This is a genomic window from Streptomyces venezuelae (assembly GCF_008642355.1).
GTDB lineage: Bacteria > Actinomycetota > Actinomycetes > Streptomycetales > Streptomycetaceae > Streptomyces > Streptomyces venezuelae_B.
Genome location: NZ_CP029193.1, coordinates 7,344,331 through 7,369,649, shown reverse-complemented (window position 1 = coordinate 7,369,649; position 25,319 = coordinate 7,344,331). Strand labels below are relative to the sequence as shown.

The following is a 25,319-nucleotide window of genomic DNA, read 5'->3' as shown; positions in this document are numbered from 1 at the left end:
GACGGTCAAAACCCCAGGTCGAGCGCCAGGCACGAGTAGTACTTCCACGAGCCCTCGGGGTGGTAGGCGCCGGGCTCCGTACCGCTCCGGCCGGTCGACGCCCCCTCGGTCATGTCCTCGAAGCGGATGCGCTCGGGGAGGCGGCCGAAGCGCTCGTGGCGTGCCGCGGCGGCAGTACCGACGGCAGTGGTCGTGCTGGTGAGTTCCTTGGCCATGGGGGTCTCCACTTCGACTTCGCCGTATGAATACGTCACCACTTTAACCGGTGACGGACCGCGAAGGCCAGGAGTGCGGCCGGGTCACACGTGGCAGGGCGGGCACCTGCTACGCTCCGAAAGACCTGGACCTGATTGACCGAGGAGTCACAGACGTGGTGGGTGAAGACGACATCTCCGGATGAGATCCGGAAGTGACAGGCCACCGGCCGGCGCCGTAGGTGCGCTGCTGCCGTGGCCCTGTTCGTCGTCCCGTCCTTCCCCACCCTGCCCAGGGCAGAGGTCTGTCTGCCCTGTCGACACCTCGAGGTTTCCTCCATGTCCGACGCCGCCATCACCTGCTCGAACCTCTCCTTCGCCTGGCCCGACGACACCCCGGTCCTCAGCGCCCTGTCGTTCACGCTGACCTCCGGGCGCACCGGCCTGGTCGCCCCCAACGGCTCCGGCAAGAGCACCCTGCTCAAGCTGATCGCGGGTGAGCTCAGGCCCACCGCCGGCTCGGTGTCGGTCAGCGGCACGCTCGGCCACCTCCCGCAGAGCCTCCCCCTGACCGGCACCCTCACGGTCGCCGAAGTCCTGGGCGTCGCTCCCGTGATCCAGGCGCTGAACGCCGTCGAGTCGGGCGACGTGAGCGAAGCGCACTTCACCACCATCGGCGACGACTGGGACATCGAGGAGCGCACCCGCGCCCAACTCGACCGTCTCGGGCTCGCCGGTCTCGACCTCGACCGTCGGCTGAGCACGCTCAGCGGCGGCCAGATCGTCTCCCTCGGCCTCGCCGCCCAACTCCTCAGGCGCCCCGACGTACTGCTCCTCGACGAGCCGACCAACAACCTCGACCTGGACGCCCGGCACAAGCTCTACGCCGTACTGGAGAACTTCACCGGCTGCCTGCTCCTGGTCAGCCACGACCGCCCGCTGCTCGACCGCATGGAGCGCATCGCCGAACTCGGCGGCGACGAACTGCGCTTCTACGGCGGCAACTTCAGCGCGTACGAGGAGGCCGTGCGGGCCGAGCAGGAGGTCGCCGAGAAGAACGTCCGCAACGCGGAGCAGGAACTGAAGCGCGAGAAGCGCGAGGCGCAGCAGGCCCGCGAGCGGGCCGATCGCCGGCAGAGCAACGCCGCCCGCAACCTCAAGAACGCCGGGCTGCCCCGCATCTTCGCCGGCAACATGAAGCGGGGCGCGCAGGAGTCCGCGGGCCGTGCGGGTCAGATGCACGCGACGCGGGTCAGCGAGGCCAAGGCCCGTCTCGACGAGGCCGGACGCGCGCTCCGTGACGAGCAGCGCATCACCCTCGAACTGCCCGACACCCGGGTCCCTGCCGGACGCAATCTCTTCCTCGGCGAGGGCATGCAGGTGCGGCACGCAGGCCGGGCGGTGTTCGCCGAAGGGGGCGTCGACCTGACCATCCGCGGACCCGAGCGCATCGCGCTGACCGGGCCCAACGGCTCCGGCAAGACCACCCTGCTGCGGCTCGTCACCGGTGACCTCGCGCCGGACGAGGGCGAGATCAAGCGCAACGACGGCCGGATCGCGTACCTCTCGCAGCGTCTCGACCTGCTGGACCCGGAGCGCACCGTGGCGCAGAACTTCGCCGCGTCCGCTCCCGAGCGGCCCGAGGCGGAGCGGATGAACCTGCTCGCCCGTTTCCTCTTCCGGGGCCAACGGGCCCATCTGCCCGTCGGCGTCCTCTCCGGTGGTGAGCGGCTGCGCGCCACCCTCGCGTGCGTGCTCTGCGCCGAACCGGCACCGCAGTTGCTGCTGCTCGACGAGCCGACGAACAACCTCGACCTGGTCAGCGCGGGTCAGTTGGAGAGCGCACTCGACTCGTATCAGGGCGCCTTCGTCGTGATCAGCCATGACGAGCGCTTCCTCGCCGAGATCGGGGTGAACCGTCGGCTGCGGCTGGCGGACGGTGCGCTGAGGGAGACCGGAGCACCCGCGGTGTGAGCCGTCGGTCAGTGTGCGGCCTGGCCCGTGCGGGGCGACTCGCCGGGCCGGGCCGACCGCTCGGCAACCACTCGGCACCACACCGCCACCGCCACGACTCCGACACCGCAACCGCAACTGACACCGACACCGACACCGGAGAACGGTCTCCCATGTCTCAGCCCCAGTCGCAGCACCAGCACCAGCCCTCGGCCCGGCCCCAACACGCCCTGCTCGCCCACGACGTCGTGCGCGACTTCGGGGGCCGTCGCGTACTCGACGGCGTCTCCCTGACCGCCTCCCCGGGCCATCGCATCGGCCTGATCGGCGAGAACGGCGTCGGCAAGTCCACGCTGCTGCGGATCCTCGCCGGTGTGGACGAGCCCGACACCGGCAGCGTCGTCCGGCCCGCCGAGCTCGGCTTCCTGCACCAGGAGATGCCCTTCGACACCGACTCGACCATCGCGGCCGTCCTCGACGACGCGTTGCGCGAGGCCCGTGAGGACTTGGCGGAGCTCGGACGGCTGAGTGAGGAGATCGCCCGCGTACCCGAGGACACGCCCGCCCACCGGGAGCTCCTCGACGTCTACGGCCGACGGCTCGAACAGGCGCAGGACCGCGAGTCCTGGGACGCCGACCGCCGGGCCGCGCTGGTCCTCGAAGGGCTCGGCCTGGGCTCCCTCACGCACGACCGTACGCTCGGCTCGCTGTCCGGCGGGCAGCGCGGCCGGCTCGCGCTGGCCGCGCTGCTCGTACGGCGGCCGACGGCGCTGCTCCTCGACGAGCCGACCAACCACCTCGACGACGGCGCCGCCGCCTTCCTGGAGGAGCAGCTGCGCGACCTGCCCGGCACGGTGGTGGCCGCCAGTCACGACCGCGCGTTCCTCGACGCCGTCTGCACCGACCTGATCGACCTCGACCCGGCGGTCGGAGGGCCGGTCCGCCACGGCGGCAACTACTCGGCGTACGTGGGCGCGAAGCGCGCCGAGCGGGCGCGCTGGGAACAGCGTCACGCCGATGAGCAGGAAGAACTGCGGGCGTTGCGGCACTCGGCGGGTGTCACCGCCCGCCGGGTGGCCCCTGACCGCGGGCCGCGCGACAGCGAGAAGATGGGCTACGGCCATCGGGCGGGCCGGGTGCAGAGCCAGATCTCCCGCCGGTTGCGCAACGCCACGCGGCGCCTGGACGAGTTGGAGCGCGTCCAGGTGCCCGCGCCGCCGCGGCCACTGCGGTTCGCTGCGGAAGTGCTGAGTGCGCGGACGACTGCCCAAGTTGAGTCCATCGGGCGTGCGGAGGACGACCCGGAGCCGTTGGTCTCGTTGCGTGACGTGCGGGTGCCCGGTCGGCTCGCGCTGGACGCGCTTGACGTGGCGGCGGGCGAGCGGCTGCTGGTGACGGGTGCGAACGGGGCGGGCAAGTCGACGTTGCTCGCCGTGCTCGCCGGGCGCCTCGCCGCCGAGGGGGAGGTACGTCGACGGGAGCACCTGACGGTGGGGCTGCTCGCCCAGGACACGGTGTTCGCGCGGCCCGAACGTACGGCCCGGGACACGTATGCACGGGGGCTGGGGCCGGAGCGGGCCGAGGCGGTTCCGCTGGTGTCGCTCGGCCTGGTCCACGCGGCCGACCTGGACAAACCCGTCGGCACCCTGTCTGTAGGTCAGCGTCGACGGCTCGCGCTCGCCCTCCTGGTGGCCCGTCCGCCCCAGCTGCTCCTGCTCGACGAGCCGACCAACCACCTCTCGCCGCGCCTGTGCGACGAACTGGAGGAGGCGATGAACCCCGGCTCCGGTCCGGAGGACGGCACCGGGGCCATCGTCATCGCGAGCCACGACCGCTGGCTGCGGCGGCGGTGGGAGGGGCACACGCTCCGGCTGCCGAGATAGGGGCGCGCGGGAAGCACAGGACGGGTGAGGGCGCGTCGGTGGCCTTCGTTGCGGCGCGCGAAGGTCACCTGTCAGGATGGTGACGTGCATCTCGACCACGTCTTCGTCTGCGGACACCCTGCCCTCGACTTCGCGGCCACGCTCCGCGCGCGACGCTCCACGCGGTTCGAGATGTTCGTGACGCCGGAGCGGCTCAACGCCTGGTATCTGGAGTCCGGGCTCGTGGACGCGATCACGCCCGCGGAGGAGAGCGACGTCCGGGCGGCGACGACCGTACGCGAGGCGGTCTACCGGCTCCTCACCGACCGCCGTCTCGGCGACGGCTTCGACCGCGAGGCGCTCGCCGTGCTCAACGCCGCCGCCCGCCGGACCCCCGTGACACCCCAGCTCGCACTGGCCGGGCGGCACAACGAGGCGACCCCCGACCAGGCTCTCGCGACCGTGGCCCGCCAGGCCGTCGAACTGCTCGGCGGCCCGGACATACCGCTGCTCAAGGAGTGCGGCAACCCCGAGTGCACCCGGGTCTACATCGACCGCTCCCGCGGCATGCGGCGCCAGTGGTGCGGCATGGAGTCCTGCGGCAACAAGATCAAGGCCGCCGCGTACCGCGCGCGGAAGAAGACCGGGGCATGACACGCACCGTCCCGAGGTGCCGGTGGAGGACCGCGGTGAGCCCCGCCATCGTCACGGCGGCCAGGGCGAAGCAGCAGCAGACGAGACTGACGTCCCCCACCCATGCGGCGGGCCTGTCGAACACGGCGGCGGAGAGACGGACCGCCGCGCCGAGCGCGCCCGCCCCGGCGGCGAGCAGCCACGTGCCGGGGGTGAGCGCGCTCCAGAGGTCGCCGGAGGCGGCGGAGCGCGCGATGCGCAGGACGACGCGTCCGGCGAGCACCGCGCCGGCGAGGGGCGCGACGACGGCCGCCCCCAGCAGGAGCAGTACGGGCAGGACCCACAGGCCTGGGTCATCGGACGCGAGGATCATGACTGGAAGACGGCCGCATCGACGGAAAGGTTGCACGGCACACCGGCCGGTGCCCGGTGAGCGGGCCCGCTACCGCAGCACTGCCTGCAGGTCCAGCCGTTTGACGTCGAGCTTCCGGTAGATCCTGGTCAGGTGCTGTTCGACGGTGCTGACCGTGACGTACAGCTTGCGGGAGATCTCCCGGTTGGTGAACCCGTCGGCGGCCAGTTCGGCCACGCGGCGTTCGGCCTCGGTCAGCTCGGCGTCCGGTTCGGGGTGGCCGGTCGGGTGCGGCGACACGGGACCGGCCGGGGGCGGCCCGGCAGCGGGCGAGGGGCCGACCGCGGGCGGGGGCGTGGTGTCCCAGCGACGGGCCAGGAGCTCGGCCTTGCGGGCGAGCAGCCGCGCGCGTTCCGTCTCTCCCGCCTCCCGTACGGCCTCACTCTGCTCTCCCACGGCCCGCGCCAGCTCGAACACGTCACCGGCACTCCTGAGCACGGCGACGGCCTCGTCGAGCAGCTCGATGCGGTCCGGTACGGGGGATGTGGCGGCCCGCAGCCGCAGCGTCATGCCCCAGGTGCGGCCGTCGGCCGGAGCGGGCAACGTCATCTGGTCGTCGACGAGCCGGCGGGCCAGGAGGGACTCACCGAGGGCCAGGTACGCCTCGGCGGCACCGAGCCGCCACGATTCCAGCGCGGGCAGGTCGACGCCCCAGCCGCTCATGCGCGTACCGCAGGCGTAGAAGTCGCCCAGGGCGGCGTAATGACATCCGGTGGCCAGGTGGTAGCGGCCACGAGCCGCCAGATAGTGCAACCCCGTGCGGGACTGGAACACCGCCTGGGGCACGGGCCGTTCGAGGAGGGACGCCGCGCCGTCGACGTCTCCGGTGGCCGCGTGGGCCTGTACGGCGGCGGCGAGCGGGAGGCCGATCGCGGCTCCCCAGCCCTTGGCGCCGAGCATGTCCAGTGCGGTGGCGGCGCGCTGTCGTGCCGCAGCCGGGTCGCCCTGGCGCAGATGGATGAGGGCACGCCACGCGGTGAACCAGGCCTGCCAGGTGGGGCTGTTGCGTTCTCCGGCCTGCGCGACGAGCCCGTCGCACCAGGCGGCGGCCCGGTGCGGCCGGTCGCGGTAGGTGAGCGTGGCCAGGGCGGCGGTCTGGGCGGCGACGGTGCGGGGGCCGAGGCGGTAGCGGTCGAGGGCGCGTTCCGCCGCGTCGACGGCGTCGACCGGGTCGCTCTCACTGCCGTGCAGCAGGTCCTGCATCAGGGTGCCCGCGCCCTGCAGTTCGGGGGTGGCGGCGGGCGGTGCCGAACGCTGCGCGGCCAGCACGCCGGAGCCGAGCCGGTCCTTGACGTGCCCGGGGTAGAGGTAGGCGCCCCAGAGCCACGGGGTGTCGAGGTCCGCGGCGTTCATGGGCGGTGCGCCGGCCGGATTCGGACCGGCTAGCGCACAGATGGCATCCAGTCCTTCGTCGACGCGTCCATGCCAGAGGAGGTGGGTGGGGAGGGTGACGGGAATGTGGGGTGGGAGGGGCGCGTCCGGGGCCGGGGACCGGTCGGGGAGGTGGTGGAGGACCTTCGCGGGGTCCAGGCGCCATTCCGCGTCGGCGAGCGCGCCCATGACCGCGGCCCGCTGCGCGACGCCCCGGCACCTCCGGTACGCGGCCCGCAGGTAGTCCACCGCCGTCTCCACCCGGTCATCGTCCAGGGCGAGTTGGGCCGCTTCCTCGAACACGGGAACCGCCCACGGCGTGTCCGTCCGGTCCGCGGCGACGAGGTGGGCGGCCACATCGTCGGCCGGGGCGCCTGCCTCGTGCAGGAGCGCGGCCACCCGCCCGTGCAGCCTGCGACGCTCCTCCGTGGGCATCCCGTCCAGGATCGCCGCCCCGAACGCCGGATGGCACAGGCGTCCCTCGTGCAGCACGTCCGCGACGGTGAGCCGGTGCACGGCGCGGGCCACGGAAGCGGCGTCCACATCGAGAAGCCGACCGACCAGCGCGGGGGCCGCCTGGGCTCCCAACACGGCGACGGCACGGGCGACTTCGGTCGCCGGTGCCTCGTGTCGGTGGAGGAAGCCGAGCACCGCCCGCCCGTACGCCTCCCCGGCGCGGCCCGCCGACCGGTGGTCCTCGGCCAGCGCGTGGACGAGGAGCGGGTGGCCCGCGCTCATGCCGTGGACGAGAGGAGTGAGGTTCCGCGCCGTCTCCTCGTCGAGTCGCCTCGCGAGCACGGCTTCCACCCCGGCCTTCGACAACGGCTCGAGACGGATCCGCCGCAGCGCGGGCTCGTGCGGAAACTCGCTGTGGAGCAGCGCGTTGCCCGCCGTCTGATGGATGTACTCGGTGAACAGCAAGTGGAGGCGCGCCGGGCGCAGCCTGCGCACCATGTACAGCAGGCATTGCAGTGAGGCCGCGTCGGCGTGGTGCGCGTCGTCGACGGCGATCAGAACGGGCCGCTCGGCGACCAGGGCGCGCAGCGCCTCGCAGAGTCCGCGCAGCGCGGGTGTGTTCGTGCTCCGAAGGGGAGCGGGCAGCGTCGGCGCGGGTGCGGGTGCGGGTGCGGGTGCGGGTGCGGTTAAGGTCGCGGTCGCGGTCGCGCAGGCTGCTTCGTCGCACCACGCCAGCGTGCGTTCGGCTGTCGCGGTCGGCAGTTCCGGGCAGCCGCGCACCAGTTGCTCCAGGATGCCCAGGGGCAGTTCACGTTCGGCCCGGCAGGCCGTGGCGGTCAGCACCAGCGCGTCGGGCGCGACCCGCTCCGTCCAGGCCCGCAGCAGCGCCGTTTTGCCGGTGCCGACCGCCCCGCCGAGCACCACCAGGCTGCCGCGGGTGTCCGCCTCCTCCTCGTACGCGCTCCGCAGGGCGGCCAGTTCCGCGTCCCGTTCCACCAGGCCGTCCGCGCCGTGCCGACCGACGGTGCGCGTCACTGGGTGCCCCACTCGCGGTCGATCAGCGCGAACATGTCGTCGGCGCTCGCGGCCGACAGGTCGTCCGTCCCGCCCTGCCCGTCCTCGCCGTCGGCGGGGAGCGGGGCCGCCGCAAAGTCCGGCTGCTTCCACAGCAGGGTCTGCAGGCGCCGGACCAGGCCTCTGCGGCGGGGGTCGTCCACCGCGAGTCCGGCGAGGGCCTCCTCCAGGTCGGCCAGGTGCCCGGCGACGGGGAGTTCGCCCGCCCCGCCGTCGGGCAGGACCTTGTCCAGCAGGTGTTCGGCGAGGGCGCGGGGCGTCGGGTAGTCGTAGACCAGCGTGGCGGGCAGCCGCAGCCCCGTCGCGGCGCGCAGCCGGTTGCGCAGCTCCACCACGACGAGGGAGTCGAAGCCCAGGTCCTTGAAGGCCTTCTCCGGCTCCACCTCCTGCCCCGGCTCGTACCGCAGCACGCCGGAGACCTGCTCGCGCACCACGTCGAGCAGCCTTCCGCTCCGCTCCCGCACGGGCAGGGCGGCCAGCTCGCGTCGCAGCGCGGCGGCTTTCACGGCGACCTCGGCGCTGCCGGCACTGTCCGAGGAGGCGTCGAGGACGCGGCGGGCCGCGGGGACCTCGTCGAGCAGACGAGTCGGACGGGCGAGGGTGAACAGCGGCGCGAACCGGTCCCATTCGATGTCGGCGACCAGGCCGTGTCCCCGTCCCGCGTCGAGCACGGTGTGCAACGCGCTGAGTGCCAGCCGGGGCTCCAGAGGCGGCAGTCCTTGGCGCCGGGACAGCCCGGCCGCGCCGCGGGCCAGGTCGCCGTCCTCCGGCAGATCCCAGATGCCCCACCCCACGGAGACGGTCCGGGGGCCTGCTCCCCCGTCGCCGTGCCGCTGGGCGAGCGCGTCGAGGTAGGCGTTGGCGGCGGCGTACGCGCCGTGCTCCCTGCTGCCGAGCGTGGCGGCGACGGAGGAGAAGTAGAGAACCGTGTCGGCTGCCACCAGATCGCCCAGCTCCCCGGCCGCGGCCGTGGCCGCGTCGAGCGCGTCGGGCGTGACCTCGGCGAGGGGGGCGAGCTCGCCGGGGAGGGAGGTGTGGATGACGGTGCGTATGTCCACGTCCGTGAGCTGGGCGAGTGTGCGGTCGTGGCCCCCGGCCCGGCCTCGACTTCCGTACGGGGGCGCAAGAACCGTGAACCGGGCTCCGTGGGACGCGACTTCGGCGGCGAGCCCGCTGTCCCGTTCGGCCCGGTCACTGCCGCGACCGTCCTCCGGGGCCGTGTCCAGGAGGACGACGTGTTCGGCACCGGATGCGGCGAGCCAGCGCACGACCTGCTCCGTCAGCCTCCCGACGCCACCCGTCACCAGGACGGCGCCTTCAGGCCGCCACCTTCCGGCCGTCGGGGCCGTCTCGTCGCCGGTCGGCGCGTCGGGCACCAGACGTCGGCCGAGGACCCCACCGCGCCGCAGCGCCACCTGGTCCTCGCCACTGTCCCCGCACAGCACCGCGTACAGCGCGGCGGGGTCGAGTGTGTCCGGATCGCCGGGCAGGTCCAGCAGTCCGCCCCACAGCTCCGGGTGTTCCAGGGCGGCCACGCGGCCGATCCCCCAGACGGGGGCCTGTTCCGGGGAGACGACCGGGTCGGTGTCGCCGCACGACACGGCGCCCCGGGTGGCGCACCAGAGGGCAACATCGGCTCCGGCTCCGGCTTCGGCTTCGGCTTCGGCTTCGGCTTCGGCTTCGAGCAGGCCTTGCAGCAGGGCGAGGGTGGCCGAGGCGCCGGTGAACCCGGGACGAGCTCCGGTGTCGGTGTCGGTGTCGGCGCCGGTTCCGTCGTCGAGCGCCAGCAGTGACAGCACTCCCGTGAGCGGTATGTCGTCGTCCGCGCACGTCGACCGCCACGAACGGATCAGGTCGGTCAGTTCGGCGCGTTCGGCGCCCGTCCCGACCTCGACGAGACGTACCGGCGCACCTGCCTCCTCCAGCGCCCGGACACACGTACGCGACCATGCCTCCGCGCCACCCTTGGGGGCCAGAACCAGCCAGGACCCGGTGCCCGGTGCGGGCGTCGGCAGCTCCACGCGTCGCCAGTCGACGCGGTACCGCCAGGCGTCGACGGTCGACCGGTCCAGCCGCTCGCGGCGCCACGCGGACAGCGCAGGGAACACCGTCTCCAGGGCGGTCCGGTGTGCATCGTCCTTCAGGTGCAGGGTGTCGCAGAGGGCCTGGACATCCGCGCCTTCCACGGCCGCCCAGAACCCGGCCTCTTTCCCGTCCGCCACGGGTGCGACGCCGGGCACCGCGACGTCCGCCAGCCAGAAGCGCCGTCCCTGGAAAGGGTAAGTGGGCAGGTCGACGGTGCGGGGCGAAGCGTCGGCCGGGAACCACCCGGACCAGTCGACGGCGATTCCGGCTGTGTGGAGCCGGGCCATGGCCTGCGCGAAGGCGACGTCGTCCGGCAGGTCGGAGTGACGTAGGGAGGCGGTGACGACGGGCTCGAATTCTCCGTGCGGGTCGGCCACGGCGTCGAGGGTGTGCTGGGTGGCGGTGGCGAGGACGGGAGCGGGGCCCAGCTCGACGAACGCGCCTGCTCGGTCGGCGACTTCGGTGATGGCGGGCTGGAAGAGGACGGCCTGGCGTACGTGTTCGGCCCAGTACTCCGGAGCGGTGATCTCCGCCCCGGCTTCCCGACCGGTGACGTTGCTCATCAGCGGGACCCTGGGCGCCGCGAACGTCACGTCACGTATCGCTTCGGTGAAGTCCGCGAGCATCGGCTCCATCACGACGGAATGGAACGCGTGACTGACGGCGAGCGCCTTGGTCTTACGACCCCTCCCCCGCCACAGCGCGACAACCCTCTCGACCTCATCAGCCGGACCCGAAATCACCGTCGAGTCAGTCGTGTTGACCGCCGCTATGCTCACACCCGAACCTTCGAGGTCCGCTGCCAGCTCCTCGGGCGTGGCCTGCACCGCGCACATCGCACCACCCTCGGGCAACCCACCCATCAACCGCGCCCGCGCACCCACCACCTTGCACGCATCCGCAAGCCCGAACACCCCCGCGACATACGCCGCCGCGATCTCCCCGACGGAATGCCCGACCACCACATCCGGCCGCACCCCCACCGACTCCCACAACCGGGCCAACCCCACCTGCAACGCGAACAACCCGGCCTGCGCCCACATCGTGTGATCAAGCCGCTCCCGCGGCCCCCCGAACACAACCTCCCGAACCGAACCACCCAACTCCGCGTCAAGCAGCCCACACACCTCGTCAAAGGCGGCAGCAAACACAGGGAACCGCTCATACAACCCGGCCCCCATCCCCACCACCTGACTGCCCTGACCACTGAACAACCAGACCATGTGCTTTCCGGCACCGAGTGGCGCCGGAGGCGGGGTCACCAGGGCCGGGTGCGGCTCTTCCGCCGCGAGTGCCTCCAGTCCGGCCACCAGCTCGGCGCGGTCCGTGCCCACCACGACGGCGCGGCGCTCGTGCAGCGCACGCGTACGAAGCAGCGACCAGCCGATGTCGACGGGGGTGTCCATGCGGTCTGTTTCGGTGGCCCGCCCGGCGAAGGCGAGAGCGAGGGCGCGAGCCTGGGCTCGCAGTGCTTCTGGGCTGCGTGCCGAGACCACCCACGGCACCACGAGATCACGCCGCGTCTCGGAGCCTTCGGGGGCGGACGGCGCGGGGGCCTGTTCCAGGATCAGGTGGGCGTTGGTGCCGCTGATGCCGAAGGAGGAGACGCCCGCCCGCCGAGGACGGTCCGTCTCGGGCCACGGCACGGGGTCGGTGAGGAGCTGCACTCCCCCGCCCTCCCAGTCCACGTGGGGCGTGGGGCGGTCGATGTGCAGGGAGGCGGGCAGTTGCCCATGGCGCATCGCCATCACCATTTTGATGACACCTGCGACGCCCGCGGCGGCCTGCGTGTGGCCGATGTTCGACTTCACCGAGCCGAGCCACAGTGGGCGGTCCGCCGGGCGGCCCTTTCCGTACGTGGCGAGGAGGGCGTTGCCCTCGATGGGGTCGCCGAGCGTCGTGCCGGTGCCGTGTGCCTCCACGGCGTCGACGGCGTCGTGCGTGACGCGGGCGTGGGTGAGGGCCTGGCGGATCACCCGTTCCTGGGCGACGTCGTTGGGCGCGGTGAGACCGTTGCTCGCGCCGTCCTGGTTGACGGCTGATCCGCGTACGACACCGAGTACGCGGTGGCCGTTGCGGCGGGCGTCGGAGAGGCGTTCCAGGAGGATCAGGCCGACGCCCTCGGAGAATCCGGTGCCGTCGGCGGCCGCCGCGAACGGCTTGCAGCGTCCGTCCGGTGCCAGGCCCCGCTGCCGCGAGAACTCCACGAACGCCGTGGGCGTGGAGAGTACGGTCACTCCGCCCGCGAGAGCCAGGTTGCAGTCACCTTGGCGGAGAGCCTGGCATGCCAGGTGGATGGCCACCAGCGACGCCGAGCACGCCGTGTCGAGCGTCACCGCCGGGCCCGCCAGGCCGAAGGTGTACGCGATGCGGCCGGAGATGACGCTGGCCAAGGTGCCCGTGGTCGCGTACCCCTCGACCTCCGGCGGGACCTGCTCCCCCGACATGTGGTCCTGGCTGGACACTCCCGCGTACACGCCGGTGAGCGTGTCCCTGAGTGTGCCGGGGTCGATGCCCGCCCGCTCGAACAGCTCCCAGGCGACTTCGAGGAGTACGCGCTGCTGCGGGTCGGCGGCGAGCGCCTCGCGCGGGTTGACGCCGAAGAAGTCGGCGTCGAAGCGGGCGGCGTCCCGGAGGAACCCGGCTTCGCGTACGTAGGTGGTGCCCGGGTGGTCCGGGTCCGGGTGGTAGAGGCCGGCCACGTCCCAGCCGCGGTCGGTGGGGAACTCCTCGATGGCGTCGCCCTGCGAGGCCACGAGGTCCCAGAGCTGTTCCGGCGAGGCGACGCCGCCCGGGTACCGGCAGGCCATCGCGACGACGGCGATCGGTTCCCGCTGCCGCTCCTCCATGTCACGCAGGCGCTGGCGGGTCTGTCCGAGATCCGCCGTCACGCGCTTCAGGTAGTGGCGGAGCTTGTCCTCCGTACCCGGCATGTCTTTCCCACCCGGCATGTCTTCTCCGCTCCTGGTCAGGTCCACTCCCGGCCCTCCTGGTCAACTCCTGGTCCAGGTTCAAGAGGGCAGTTCTCGGTCGATCAGCTCGAAGAGCTCGTCGTCCGACGCGGATTCGAGGTCACGGTCCTCGCTGTCGGCCGCGTCCCCGTCGGTGTCACCCGCCCCGCTCGCGGTGTCGTCCAGGCGCCACAGCAGGCTCTGCAGGCGCGCCACGAGGCGCCCGCGCGTGTCCTCGTCGTGCGTGTGCCCCGCGATCACCGTCTCCAGCTTGTCCAGCTCGCCGAAGAGCGGGGCGGACGGGTCGGCCCCCACGGGGCACAGCTGCGTGCGCAGTTCTTCGGCGATGGCCGACGGCGTGGGGTGCCGGAAGATGAACGTGGCGGGCAGGCGCAGGCCGGTGGCGGCGGACAGCCTGTTGCGCAGTTCGACCGCGGTGAGGGAGTCGAAGCCGAGGTCCTGGAAGGGGGCGTCGGCGCGGACCGCGTCGGTACCGGCGTGCCCGAGGACGGCCGCCGCGTGCGTCCGCACCAGGTCGAGCAGGGTGCGGTGCTGTTCCTCGGCGGTGAGCGCGGACAGCTTGCCCGCCCAGTCGGTGCTCTGCCGGGCCGCCGTGGCGGCGGTCGGCCGCGCGGATCCCCGGCCACCGGCGAAGGCGCGGAGGAGCGGGGGGAGGGCGGCGGCCGGTTTACCGGAGAGGACCCGGGGGTTGAGGTCGGCGGCCACGAGGTGGGGGTGGCCGTGGCGGTGTGCGGCGTCCAGGAGGGCGAGGCCGTGGGCTTTGGTCATGGCCTTGACGCCGATGCGGCTCATGCGGGCGATGTCGGTGCCGGTGAGCCCGCCCGTCATTCCGCCCGGCCTGCCGTCTGACGTTCCGCCCGCCATACCGCCTGGCCTGCCGTCTGATGTTCCGCCTGTCGTTCCGTCCGGCCTGCCGTGTGTCGTTCCGCTTGTCGCGTCGCCCGATGTGCCGTCGGATTCCTCGTTGCTCTGCCTGTCGTCCGAGGAATCCCAAAGGCCCCATCCGACCGAGAGTCCCGCCAGACCCCGGACCCTGCGGTGCCGCATCAGCGCGTCGCAGTACGCGTTCGCCGCCGCGTAGTTGGCCTGCCCCGGACTGCCCAGCGTCGCAGCGGCGGACGAGAACACCACGAACAGACCCAGACGCATGTCCCGCGTCGCCGCGTCCAGGTTCACCGCGGCAGCCGCCTTCGCCGCCCACACCTTCGCCAACCCTTCCCGGGTCTGCGCGGTCACCACCGCGTCCTCCAGCACACCCGCCGCATGCACGACACCGGTCAGCGGATGCGAGGGATCCGTCTTGCCCACCAACTCCGCCACCGACGCCGGATCACTCACATCCGCCGCGACAAGGGTCACTTCGGCGCCCAACTCAGCGATGTGCGCCACCAGTTCGTGCGCCCCCGGCGCGTCGGGGCCCCGTCGGCTCGCCAACAACACATGTCGTACGCCCCACTCCCGCACCAGGTGCTCCGCCACGACCTGCCCGAGCGCGCCGGTGCCACCGGTGATCAGCACCGTACCGTCGGGGTCGAGCGGGGCGGGTACGTCGAGCACGAGCTTGCCCGTGTGCTTGGCCTGGCTCATGAACCGGAACGCCTCGCGTGCCCGGTCCAGCGGCCAGGAACGTACGGGAAGGGGAGCCAGGGACCCTGACGCGAACCGCTCGCCGAGGTCCCGCATCATCGCCTCGATCAGGTCCGGCCCGGCGTCGGTGACGAGGTCGTAGACGGTGTACGTGACGCCCGGGTGCTCCGCGCCCACCTCCCCGGCAGCGCGTACGTCGGTCTTGCCCATCTCCAGGAACCGGCCACCACCCTCACCCAGCAACCGCAGAGAGGCATCGATGAACTCTCCGGTGAGGCTGTTCAGCACGACATCCACACCTCGCCCATCCGTGGCCCGCCGGAACACATCCTCGAAGACGAGATCCCGCGAGGACGCACGGTGCGCGGCGTCGACGCCCATCTCCTCCAGCACGCCATGCTTCGCCGGGCTCGCCGTGGCGAACACCTCCGCCCCGAGATGCCGCGCGATCTGCACCGCCGCCATCCCCACACCACCCGTCGCGGCATGGATCAACACCCGCTCGCCCGCCCTCAACCCGGCCAACTCGACCAGCCCATACCAAGCCGTCAGGTACGCGACCGGCATACCGGCCGCCTCCCGCATGTCCCAGCCCCGCGGCACCGGCGCGACCATCCGCGTGTCCGCGACGGCCGTCGGGCCGAAGGACCCGTGGAGCACTCCCATGACGCGGTCGCCCACCGACCGGTGCGTCACGCCGGGGCCGACCTCCGTCACGACACCCGCACCTTCGCCGCCCAGGCCGATCTGCCCCGGCACCATGCCGAGGCTGACCAGGACGTCGCGGAAGTTGATGCCCGCGGCGTGGATGCCGAGCCGTACCTGCCCCGGCCCCAAAGGCTCCAGCACCTCGGGGTACGCGACCGGCGCCACACTCTCCAGCGTCTCGGCGCTCCCCTTGTCCAGGCGCCAGGCGCGGTCATGGGGCATGGCGATCCTGGCGCCACCGCTTGCGCGGACGAGCCGCGGGAGCAGCAATGTGTGGTCGCGTAGGGCGAGTTGGGGTTCGTCGAGGTCTTCCACGGCGTGGCGTATGCGGGCCTGCGGCAGCGCACCCTCACCGTCATCCGTCCGCAGGTCTCCATCAATGTCGAGCAGGACGAAGCGGCCCGGGTTCTCCGACTGCGCACTGCGCACCAGCCCCCACACCGCAGCCGCGGACACATCCACATCACCGTCGCCATCCGTGGCGACAGCGGAGCGCGTCACCACAAGAAGACGGGACTCGCCCAGCTCCGGCGCGGCCAGGAACTCCTGCACCAGCGACAGCACACCCTCCGCAACCCGCAACGGGTCAGCCCCGGAGGCATCAACGGGCGCCAACACCGCCCACGGCACCACATCACCCACCGCCGACACCACATCAGCCAGCCCGCCACCACCGCCGCCGCCCGCAAGGGCAACCCAGCCCCCGGCACCGGACACCTCTGCCCCCTGCGGAGCGGGAAGCGGGGTCCACTCCACCGCGAACAGACCGTCGTCCTGCGTCGGCGCGGACTGCAGTTGCTCGAGGTCGGCGGGCCGCATCGTCACGGATGCCACACTCAGGACGTTCGCCCCGGTGGTGTCAGTGACCAGAACTCGCACTTCCCGCTCGGTCTCGTCATGCGCTCCGGGCGACAGCCGCACACGTACGGTGCCGGCCCCCGCAGCCCACAAGGAAACCTGGTTCCAGGTGAACGGCAGCCAGACCTTGCCGTCGTCCTCGGGTCCCCCGTCGGACCAGTCGAGCAGCAGGGCGGGGTGAAGGGTGGCGTCGAGGAGGGCGGGGTGGATGCCGTAGCCGTCGTGCGTGCCTGCGGCCTCGGGCAGGGCGACCTCGGCCAGCACGTCCTGACCGTCCCGCCAGGCGGCCCGCAGCCCCTGGAATGCCGGGCCGTACGCGTAGCCCGCGTCGGCCACGCGCTCGTAGAAGCCCTCCAGATCCACGGGCACAGCACCCGCTCCGGGCCATGCTCCGGTCGGCGCTTCGACCGTTCGGGCCTCGGCTTCGGGGGCGAGTACGCCGGTGGCGTGGCAGACCCACGAGTCGTCACCACCCACGCCTGCGGAGGTCTCGGCACCGGCATCGGGACGGCTGTAGACATGAATGCCGCGACGCCCGTCCTCCCCCGCCTCACCCACCACCACCTGCACCCGCAACCCGGACCCCTCGGGCACCACCACAGGCACCTGCAACATCAACTCATCCACAACCGCACAACCGACCTCATCACCGGCCCGCAACGCCCACTCCACCAACGCCGCACCCGGCACCAACACCGCCCCGCCAACCTCATGATCAACAAGCCACGAGACCCCCGAACGCGACAAACGCCCGGTCAGGAGGCAGCCACCCCGATCGGCGAACTCCACCGCCGCACCCAACAACGGATGCCCCGCAGCCACCAGACCCAGCCCCGCCGCATCCCCACCCCCCACACGCCCCGCCAACCAGAAACGCTCCCGCTGAAACGCATACGTAGGCAGCTCAACCATGCACGGCACCGGATCGGCCGGGAACAACACCGACCAGTCCACATCCACACCGGCTGTATGGAGACGGGCCATGGCGGCCAGGAACGCCCGTTCATCGGAACGCTCACCGGCGAGCGAGGAGACAAGTACGGCCTCGGGGGATTGCGGATCGGCGAGGTCGTCCAGGGTGTGCTGGGCGGCAGTGCTCAGGACCGGGGCGGGCCCCAGCTCGACGAACGCGTCTGCTCGGTGGGCGACTTCGGTGATGGCGGGCTGGAAGAGAACGGCCTGGCGTACGTGTTCGGCCCAGTACTCCGGAGCGGTGATCTCCGCCCCGGCTTCCCGACCGGTGACGTTGCTCATCAGCGGGACCCTGGGCGCCGCGAACTTCACGTCACGTATCGCTTCGGTGAAGTCCGCGAGCATCGGCTCCATCAAGACGGAATGGAACGCGTGACTGACGGCGAGCGCCTTGGTCTTACGGCCCCTCCCCCGCCAGAGTCCGGTGACCTTCTCGACCTCATCAGCCGGGCCTGAAATGACCGTGGAATCGGGAGTGTTGACCGCTGCGATACTCACCGCGGAACCCTCCAGATCCGCTGCCAGCTCCTCGGGTGCGGCCTGCACCGCGCACATCGCACCACCCTCGGGCAACCCACCCATCAACCGCGCCCGCGCACCCACCACCTTGCACGCATCCGCAAGCCCGAACACCCCCGCGACATACGCCGCCGCGATCTCCCCGACGGAATGCCCGACCACCACATCCGGCCGCACCCCCACCGACTCCCACAACCGGGCCAACCCCACCTGCAACGCGAACAACCCGGCCTGCGCCCACATCGTGTGATCAAGCCGCTCCCGCGGCCCCCCGAACACAACCCCCCGAACCGAACCACCCAACTCCGCGTCAAGCAGCCCGCACACCTCATCAAAGGCTTCGGCAAACACAGGGAACCGCTCATACAACCCGGCCCCCATCCCCACCACCTGACTGCCCTGACCACTGAACAACCAGACCATGTCTCCGCGCTGGGCGGCTGCGCTCTCACCGGACTGGGTCAACGCCGGATGTGCCTCGTCAGTGGCCAACGCCTCGATTCCCGCAACCAGTTCGGAGCGGTCGGAACCGATCACCACCGCACGGTGATCGAAGAGCGAGCGCGAACGCAGCAGGGACCAGCCCACGTCACGTATCGCCACGGCCGAGTCGCGCGTCACCGCCTCGCTCAGTCGGCGTGCTTGGTCGCGCAGCGCCCGCGCACTCCGCGCCGACACCACCCACGGCACCAGCACACCATCACCAACCGCCCCACCCTCCGGCTCAACAGCAACCTCAGCGACCGGCTCGGGAACATACTCCACAATCACATGCGCATTCGTCCCCGACGCACCAAACGACGACACCCCCGCACGACGCACACCCCCATCCCTCACCCCCGGCCACGGCACCGCCTCCACCGCCAACCGCACCCCACCCGACTCCCAATCCACATGCGGCGTCGGCACATCCACATGCAAACTCGCCGGCACCACACCACGCCGCATCGCCATCACCATCTTGATGACACCCGCAACACCCGCAGCCGCCTGCGTATGACCAATATTCGACTTCACCGACCCCAACCACACCGGCCGATCCACCGAACGCCCCTGCCCATACGTCGCCAACAAAGCCTGCGCCTCAATCGGATCACCCAACGTCGTCCCCGTCCCATGCCCCTCCACCACATCGACGTCCCCAACCGAAAGACCACCACTCGCCAACGCCTGCCGAATCACCCGCTCCTGCGACGGACCATTCGGCGCCGTCAAACCATTGCTCGCACCGTCCTGATTCACCGCCGAACCCCGCACCACCCCAAGCACCCGACGACCACGGCGACGCGCATCCGACAACCGCTCCAACAACAGCACACCTACACCCTCGCCCCAGCCTGTGCCGTCCGCAGCCGCCGCGAACGGCTTGCAGCGGCCGTCGGGGGCCAGGCCGCGCTGGCGCGAGAAGCCGGTGAAGACCTCGGGGGTCGCCATGACGGTGACACCGCCCGCGAGAGCCAAGTCGCACTCGCCCTGACGCAGCGCCTGAGCCGCCAAGTGGATCGAGACCAGCGACGACGAACACGCCGTGTCGACCGTCACCGCCGGACCTTCCAGGCCCAGGGTGTAGGAGACCCGGCCGGAGACCACGCTGCCGGAACCGGCGAGCATGGAGTAGCCCTCCAACTGGGCGTCCTGGGCGAGGCCGGCAGCGTAGTCGTGGTACATGACACCGACGTACGTGCCGGTGAGGCTGCCCTTGAGCGTCGTCGGGTCGATCCCCGCACGCTCGAACACCTCCCACGACGCCTCCAACAGCAGACGCTGCTGCGGATCCATCGCCAACGCCTCCCGCGGATTGATCCCGAAGAACGCCGCGTCGAAGTCACCCGCGTCGGGCAGGAAGGCGCCTTCGTCCGCGTAGCTGGTGCCGGGGTGGTCCGGGTCGGGGTGGAAGAGGCGTTCCAGGTCCCAGCCGCGTGTGGTCGGGAATGCGCCGACCGTGTCGACACCCGCCTCGACCAGGTCCCAGAGCCCTTCGGGCGTTGTCACTCCGCCCGGGTACTTGCAGGCCATGGCGACAATGGCCACCGGGTCGTCCGTCGTGGGGACAGGCGGGGCGGCGGACGAAGGCGTGGCGGGGGCCGCGGTCGCTCCGCCGAGGCGGGTGCAGAGGTGGGCCGCGAGGGCCTGGGGGGTGGGGTGGTCGAAGGCCAGAGTGGCGGGCAGGCGGAGGCCGCTGGCCGCGGAGAGGCGGTTGCGGAGCTGGACGGCCGTGAGCGAGTCGAAGCCGAGGTCCTTGAAGTTGGCCTCGGTGCGTACGTCGGAGGCGGACCGGTGACCCAGCACTGCCGCCACGCACTCGCGTACGACGTCCGTGACGGCAGCCCTGCGCTCGGTCTGGTCCAAGCCCGCGAGCCGTCGTTCCAGCGCGCCCTGCTCCACGGCGGTGTCGGCCGCCGCCCTTCGGCGGGTCCGGCCCGCGAGGTTGCGCAGGATCGCCGGTACGTCGTCCGCGGACAGTTCGCGTACGTCGATACCCGCCGCGACGAGGAGCGAGGTGTGCGTCGCGGCCGCGCGTGCCGCGTCGAGGAGGGCGAGGCCCTGCTCGTCGAGGAGTGGTTTGACGCCGCCGGCGCGCAGCCGCGCGAGGTCGGCGTCGTCCAGGTGCCGGGTCATGGCGCTGCCGCGTGCCCACAGGCCCCAGGCGATCGACAGGCCCGGCAGTCCTGTGGCGCGGCGGCGGGCGACCAGGGCGTCGACGAAGGCGTTGGCAGCGGCGTAGCCGGCCTGGCCCGCGTTGCCGAGGACACCGGCCGCGGAGGAGAACATGAGGAACAGGCCGAGCGGGAGATCCGTCGTCGCCGCGTCGAGGTTGGCGGCGACGGAGGCCTTGGCCGCCCATACCCTCGCCAGCTGCTCGTCGGTCTGCGCGGTGACCACGGCGTCGTCCAGGACACCGGCCGCGTGGATCACACCGGTCAGCGGGTGCGCGGGGTCGACCGACGCGACCAGGTCGGCGGTGGCCCGTGCGTCCGTCAGGTCGGCCGCGACGATGCGGACGGCGGCGCCCAGACCCGTGAGGCGGTCGGTGAGTTCGCGGGCGCCCGGGGCGTCGGGGCCTTGGCGGCTGACGAGCAGGAGGTGTCGTACGGCCCAGGTGCTGACCAGGTGCTCGGCGACGAGGGCGCCCATCATGCCGGTGCCGCCGGCTATGAGGACGGTGCCGTTGGGGGTGAGGGTGCTTTCGGCTTCGGTGTCGGTTTTGGCGTCGGTTTCGGTGTCGGTGTTGGTGTTGGTTTCAGTGTTGGAGTTTGCGTTGGCGGTGGTTCCGGTTTGGGCGGTGGCGCGGGCCAGGCGGGGGGCCAGGGCCACTCCGCGGCGGACGGCCAACTGAGGCTCGTCGGTCGCGAGGGCCGCGGCGACGGCGGCCGCTGATGCGTCCGCGTCCACCGCGTCCACGATGTCCAACAGGACGAAGCGGTCGGGGTGTTCGGCCTGCGCGGCACGTATGAGGCCCCATAGCGCGGAGGCGGGGACGTCGATGCAGCCGGGATTGCGGTCGTCATCGGGGGCGGCCGTCGCCACCGGCACCGCGCCATGAGTGACCAGCACGAGGCGGGTCTCGGTGAGACGCGGTTCGGCGAGCCAGTCCCGGAGCAGGCCCAGGATGTGTTCGGCGGCTGCCCGCCCTCGGGCGTCGACCGTCCCGGAGGAGGGGGTGGCGGTCTCGACCAAGACCGTCGCGGGAGCCTGTGCCCCCTCGTCGAGGAAGGCCAGCAGTGCGGGCAGGTCGAGGTAGTGGGGGGTGTCCGGATCCGCCCAAGCAGGCGTCTGCCGACCGAGCACCGCCCAGGCGTTGCTGTTGGCCCCCACGGCTGCTGCCGACGGCAGCGCGGTCCACTCCACGGTGAACAGGTTGGGGGTGACGCCGCCCGTCCGGCCCGCCGAGCGCAGCAGTTCCGGGTCGGCGGGGCGCAGAGCCAGGGAGTCCACGCTGAGCACGGGCGCGCCCATGGCGTCGGCGACGGTCACGCGCAGCGCGCCACCGCCACCGCCACCGCCACCGCCTTCGCCCTCATCCTCGCCCCCGTCCTCGTACGGCGTCAGTCGGACCCGTACCGTGGCGGCGCCCGTGGCCCAGAGGGACACCCCGTTCCACGCGAACGGGAGGTTGGGGTTCCCGTTCTCGTGTTCGCCGGAGGTGTCGTCGGCAAGGAGCAGCGCCGGGTGCAGTGCGGCGTCGAGCAGTACGGGGTGGATGCCGAAGCCGTCCCCGGACCCCGCCTCTTCCGGCAACCGCACCTCGGCGAGCAGGTCCCGCCCTTGCCGCCATACGGCACGCAGGCCTCGGAACGAAGGCCCGTACTCGTACCCTGCCGACGCGGCCCGCTCGTATAGATCGCCGATCTGCACCGGCTCGGCATCCGTCGGCGGCCACTGTCCGCTCAGTCCCTCCGGTACGTCACCGGCGTCGGGGCTCAGCACGCCGGTCGCGTGACACAGCCAGTCCTCGTCCCGCCCCTGCCCGCCGCCGGGCTCCGTCCCGGGTTCGGTCCCGGGCTCGGTCCCGGGCTCGGTCGCCGACTCGGCTTCGGCGCGCGAGAAGACGCGCACCTCACGTCGGCCGCCCTGCTCGTCGGCCGCGCCCACGACCACCTGAACCTGAAGGCCTCCGTTGCCCGGCAGCACCAGGGGCGCCTGGAGCGTCAGCTCCTCCAGCGTGGTGCAGCCCGCCTCGTCGGCGGCCTGCAACGCCCACTCGACCAGCGCGGCGCCCGGGACGAGCGTCGTGCCCGCCACCGCGTGGTCGGCCAGCCAGTCGCCGCCGCCGGACGCCGAGAGCCGTCCCGTCAGCACCAGCGCACCGTCGGCCAGCCCCAGCGCGGCGGGCAGCAGCGTGTGTTCCAGCCGCCGCAGCCCCGCGGAGCGCACGTCGCCGACGCCGTCCACCGGCAGCCAGTAGCGTCGACGCTGGAAGGCATAGGTGGGGAGGTCGACGGTACGAGGGGCCGGGTCGGCCGGGAACCAGCGCCGCCAGTCGATGTAGGCGCCCGCGGCGAAGGCCTGGGCGGCGGCGCGGGTGAGCTGGGCGGTGTCGCCGTGATCACGGCGCAGGGTCGGGACGACGGTGGCGGGCACATCGGCCCGCTCGATGGTCTCCTCCATGCCGAGGGCAAGGACGGGGTGGGCGCTGGCCTCGATGAACAGGCGGTAGCCGTCGGCAAGGAGCGCTTCGACTGTTTCGGCGAAGCGGACGGGCTGGCGGAGGTTGGTGATCCAGTAGGCGGTATCCAGGGCGGTGGTGTCTGCCAGCCGCTCGGCGGTGACGGTCGAGTAGAACGCCACGTCAGTCGAGACGGGCCGGATGTCGGCCAGGCGCTCGGAGAGCAGATCGTGCAGTGCGTCGATCTGGGGGTTGTGGGAGGCGTAGCCGACATCGATCACCCGGGCGCGAAGACCACACTCTTCCGCCTCGGCGACGACAGCCGCCACATGCTCAGGTGAACCAGAAATGACCGTGGATGAGGGGCCGTTGACGGCTGCGACGCTGACGCCGGGCCGGTCCCCGATCAGCTCGACGACCCGCTCTGCACTGGTGCCGACGGACGCCATGTCACCATGCCCCTGCAACTGCCGCAGTGCGTCGCTGCGTACCGCAACGATCCGCGCCGCATCCTCCAGCGACAGCGCACCCGCGACACACGCGGCAGCCATCTCACCCTGCGAATGCCCGATCACCGCAGCCGGGACGATCCCCTGATCCGCCCACACCGCCGCGAGCGACACCATCACCGCCCACAACACCGGCTGCACGACCTCCACCCGCGACAGCTCACCGCCGTCCCCGCGCAACACCTCCGTCAACGACCAGTCCACATACTCCGACAGCGCCCGCTCACACTCACCGATCCGGGCCGCGAACACGGGTGACTCCTCCAGGAGCTGCGCCCCCATCCCGACCCACTGCGACCCCTGCCCCGGAAACACCAACACCGGTCCAGGACCCACATCACCGGACGCCACCCCCGACACGACATCCGGAGACGCCTCCCCCGCGGCCAGCGTCGCCACCCCGGTCACCAGCTCGTCCCGGTCCCGGCCCACCACCACGGCCCGGTGCTCGAACACCGACCGCGTAGTGGCCAGGGACCAGCCGACCTCGCCCGGCAGCGCCTCCGCGCCGTCCCCGGCCGCGAACTCGTGCAACCTGTGCGCCTGTTCCCGCAGCGCTTCCTCGGACCGCCCGGAGAGGACCCACGGCACCACCGCACCCGGCGACGCCTCCTCGACCGGAAGTGCTGACGCTTCAGGTGCTTCCTCAAGAATCACGTGCGCGTTCGTGCCCGAGATGCCGAAGGAGGAGACGCCCGCGCGGCGCGGGCGGTCGCCGCGGGCCCACGGGACCGGCTCGGTGAGGAGACGTACTCCTCCGCCCTCCCACTGGACGTGCGGGGTCGGCTCGTCGACGTTCAGCGTCGCGGGCAGCAGCTCGCGCCGCAGGGCCATCACCATCTTGATGACACCCGCCACGCCGGCCGCGGCCTGCGTGTGCCCGATGTTGGACTTGACCGAGCCGAGCCACAACGGGCGGTCGTCCTCGCGCTCCTTGCCGTACGTGGCGATGAGCGCCTCGGCCTCGATGGGGTCGCCCAGTTTCGTACCGGTGCCGTGCGCCTCGACGACGTCGATCTCCGACGTGGACAGGTTGGCTCCGGCCAGTGCCTGGCGGATGACGCGCCGCTGCGAGGGGCCGTTGGGGGCGGTGAAGCCGTTGCTGGCGCCGTCCTGGTTGATGGCGGAGCCGCGGATGACGGCGAGGATGTCGTGGCCGTTGCGGCGGGCGTCGGAGAGGCGTTCCAGGAGGATCAGGCCCGCGCCCTCGCCCCAGCCCGTACCGTCGGCCGAGGCAGCGAACGGCTTGCAGCGGCCGTTGGGTGCCAGGCCGCGCTGGCGGGAGAAACCGGTGAACACCTCCGGCGTGGACATGATGGTGACGCCGCCCGCCAGGGCCAGGTCGCATTCGCCCTGGCGCAGCGCGTTGGCGGCCAAGTGCATCGCGACCAGCGAGGAGGAGCATGCGGTCTCGACGGTCACCGCCGGGCCCTCCAGGCCGAGCGTGAAGGAGACGCGGCCCGAGAGGACGCTGGGCGCGGTGCCCGCGTACCCCTCCGTCGCCTTGCCGCCCGCGTCGCCCTGGGTCTGGTTGCCGGTGGTGGCGGCACCGACGTAGACGCCCGTGGGGCTGCCCTTGAGGGTGGCCGGGTCGATGCCCGCCCGTTCGAGCGCCTCCCAGGACGTTTCGAGGAGCAGCCGCAGCTGCGGGCTGCTGGCCAGTGCCTCGCGGGGGCTGAAGCCGAAGAAGTCGGAGTCGAAGCGGTCGGCGGCGGTGAGGAAACCGCCTTCGCGGACATAGCAGGTGCCCGGGTGGTCGGGGTCGGGGTGGTAGATGCCCTCCAGGTCCCAGCCGCGGTCGGTGGGGAAGGGCTCGATGGCGTCGTCACCGGCGGCGACGAGGTCCCACAGGCCTTCGGGGGTCTCGATGCCGCCGGGGAAACGGCAGGCCATGCCGACGACGGCCACCGGTTCCTGCCTGCGGTCCTCCACCTCGCGCAGGCGCTGCCGGGTGTCGTGCAGTTCGGCGGCGACCCGCTTGAGGTAGTCGACCAGTTCCTCTTCACTCGCCATGAGAGTTCACCCAGCCTTCAGCGTGGTTGTCGCG

The 25,319-nt window shown here is 72.0% G+C and carries 8 protein-coding genes; 3 read left to right on the top strand and 5 right to left on the bottom strand.

From position 1 onward, the window contains the following. Positions 1-5 precede the first annotated feature (5 nt). A complete protein-coding gene (locus tag DEJ47_RS33440) occupies positions 6-215 on the bottom strand; it encodes a hypothetical protein (protein WP_150174751.1) in 210 nt (69 codons plus the stop codon). Positions 216-533: 318 nt separating this feature from the next. Here DEJ47_RS33440 and abc-f point away from each other — a divergent pair, with 318 nt between their 5' ends. The 3 genes from abc-f (at position 534) to DEJ47_RS33425 (ending at position 4,663) form a co-directional block, all read left to right on the top strand. After that, positions 534-2,168, top strand: a complete 1,635-nt coding sequence (gene abc-f, locus DEJ47_RS33435) for a ribosomal protection-like ABC-F family protein (protein ID WP_150174748.1) — start codon at positions 534-536, stop codon at positions 2,166-2,168. Between the two features lie 152 nt (positions 2,169-2,320). Next, a complete protein-coding gene (locus tag DEJ47_RS33430; protein ID WP_150174746.1) occupies positions 2,321-4,030 on the top strand; it encodes an ABC-F family ATP-binding cassette domain-containing protein in 1,710 nt (569 codons plus the stop codon). 84 nt (positions 4,031-4,114) lie between these two features. Then, a complete protein-coding gene (locus DEJ47_RS33425; protein WP_150174743.1) occupies positions 4,115-4,663 on the top strand; it encodes a CGNR zinc finger domain-containing protein in 549 nt (182 codons plus the stop codon). Here the strand turns inward: DEJ47_RS33425 and DEJ47_RS33420 are convergent. The 4 genes from DEJ47_RS33420 to DEJ47_RS33405 all read right to left on the bottom strand — a co-directional run bounded on the left by DEJ47_RS33420 (position 4,620) and on the right by DEJ47_RS33405 (position 25,285). Continuing rightward, positions 4,620-5,015, bottom strand: a complete 396-nt coding sequence (locus DEJ47_RS33420) for a hypothetical protein (protein WP_150174741.1) — start codon at positions 5,013-5,015, stop codon at positions 4,620-4,622. The two genes, DEJ47_RS33425 and DEJ47_RS33420, sit on opposite strands and share 44 nt — an antisense overlap. A gap of 69 nt (positions 5,016-5,084) precedes the next feature. Then, positions 5,085-7,916 carry a helix-turn-helix transcriptional regulator gene (locus DEJ47_RS33415; protein ID WP_190415689.1) on the bottom strand — a complete coding sequence of 944 codons (2,832 nt, stop codon included), beginning with the start codon at positions 7,914-7,916 and terminating at the stop codon, positions 5,085-5,087. Continuing rightward, positions 7,913-12,973 carry a type I polyketide synthase gene (locus DEJ47_RS33410; RefSeq protein WP_150176046.1) on the bottom strand — a complete coding sequence of 1,687 codons (5,061 nt, stop codon included), beginning with the start codon at positions 12,971-12,973 and terminating at the stop codon, positions 7,913-7,915. The genes DEJ47_RS33415 and DEJ47_RS33410 overlap by 4 nt, the downstream gene beginning before the upstream one ends. A gap of 78 nt (positions 12,974-13,051) precedes the next feature. Then, the gene (locus DEJ47_RS33405) at positions 13,052-25,285 is read right to left on the bottom strand and encodes a type I polyketide synthase (RefSeq protein WP_150174736.1); all 12,234 of its coding nucleotides are present in this window, start codon (positions 25,283-25,285) and stop codon (positions 13,052-13,054) included. Positions 25,286-25,319: the final 34 nt, after the last annotated feature.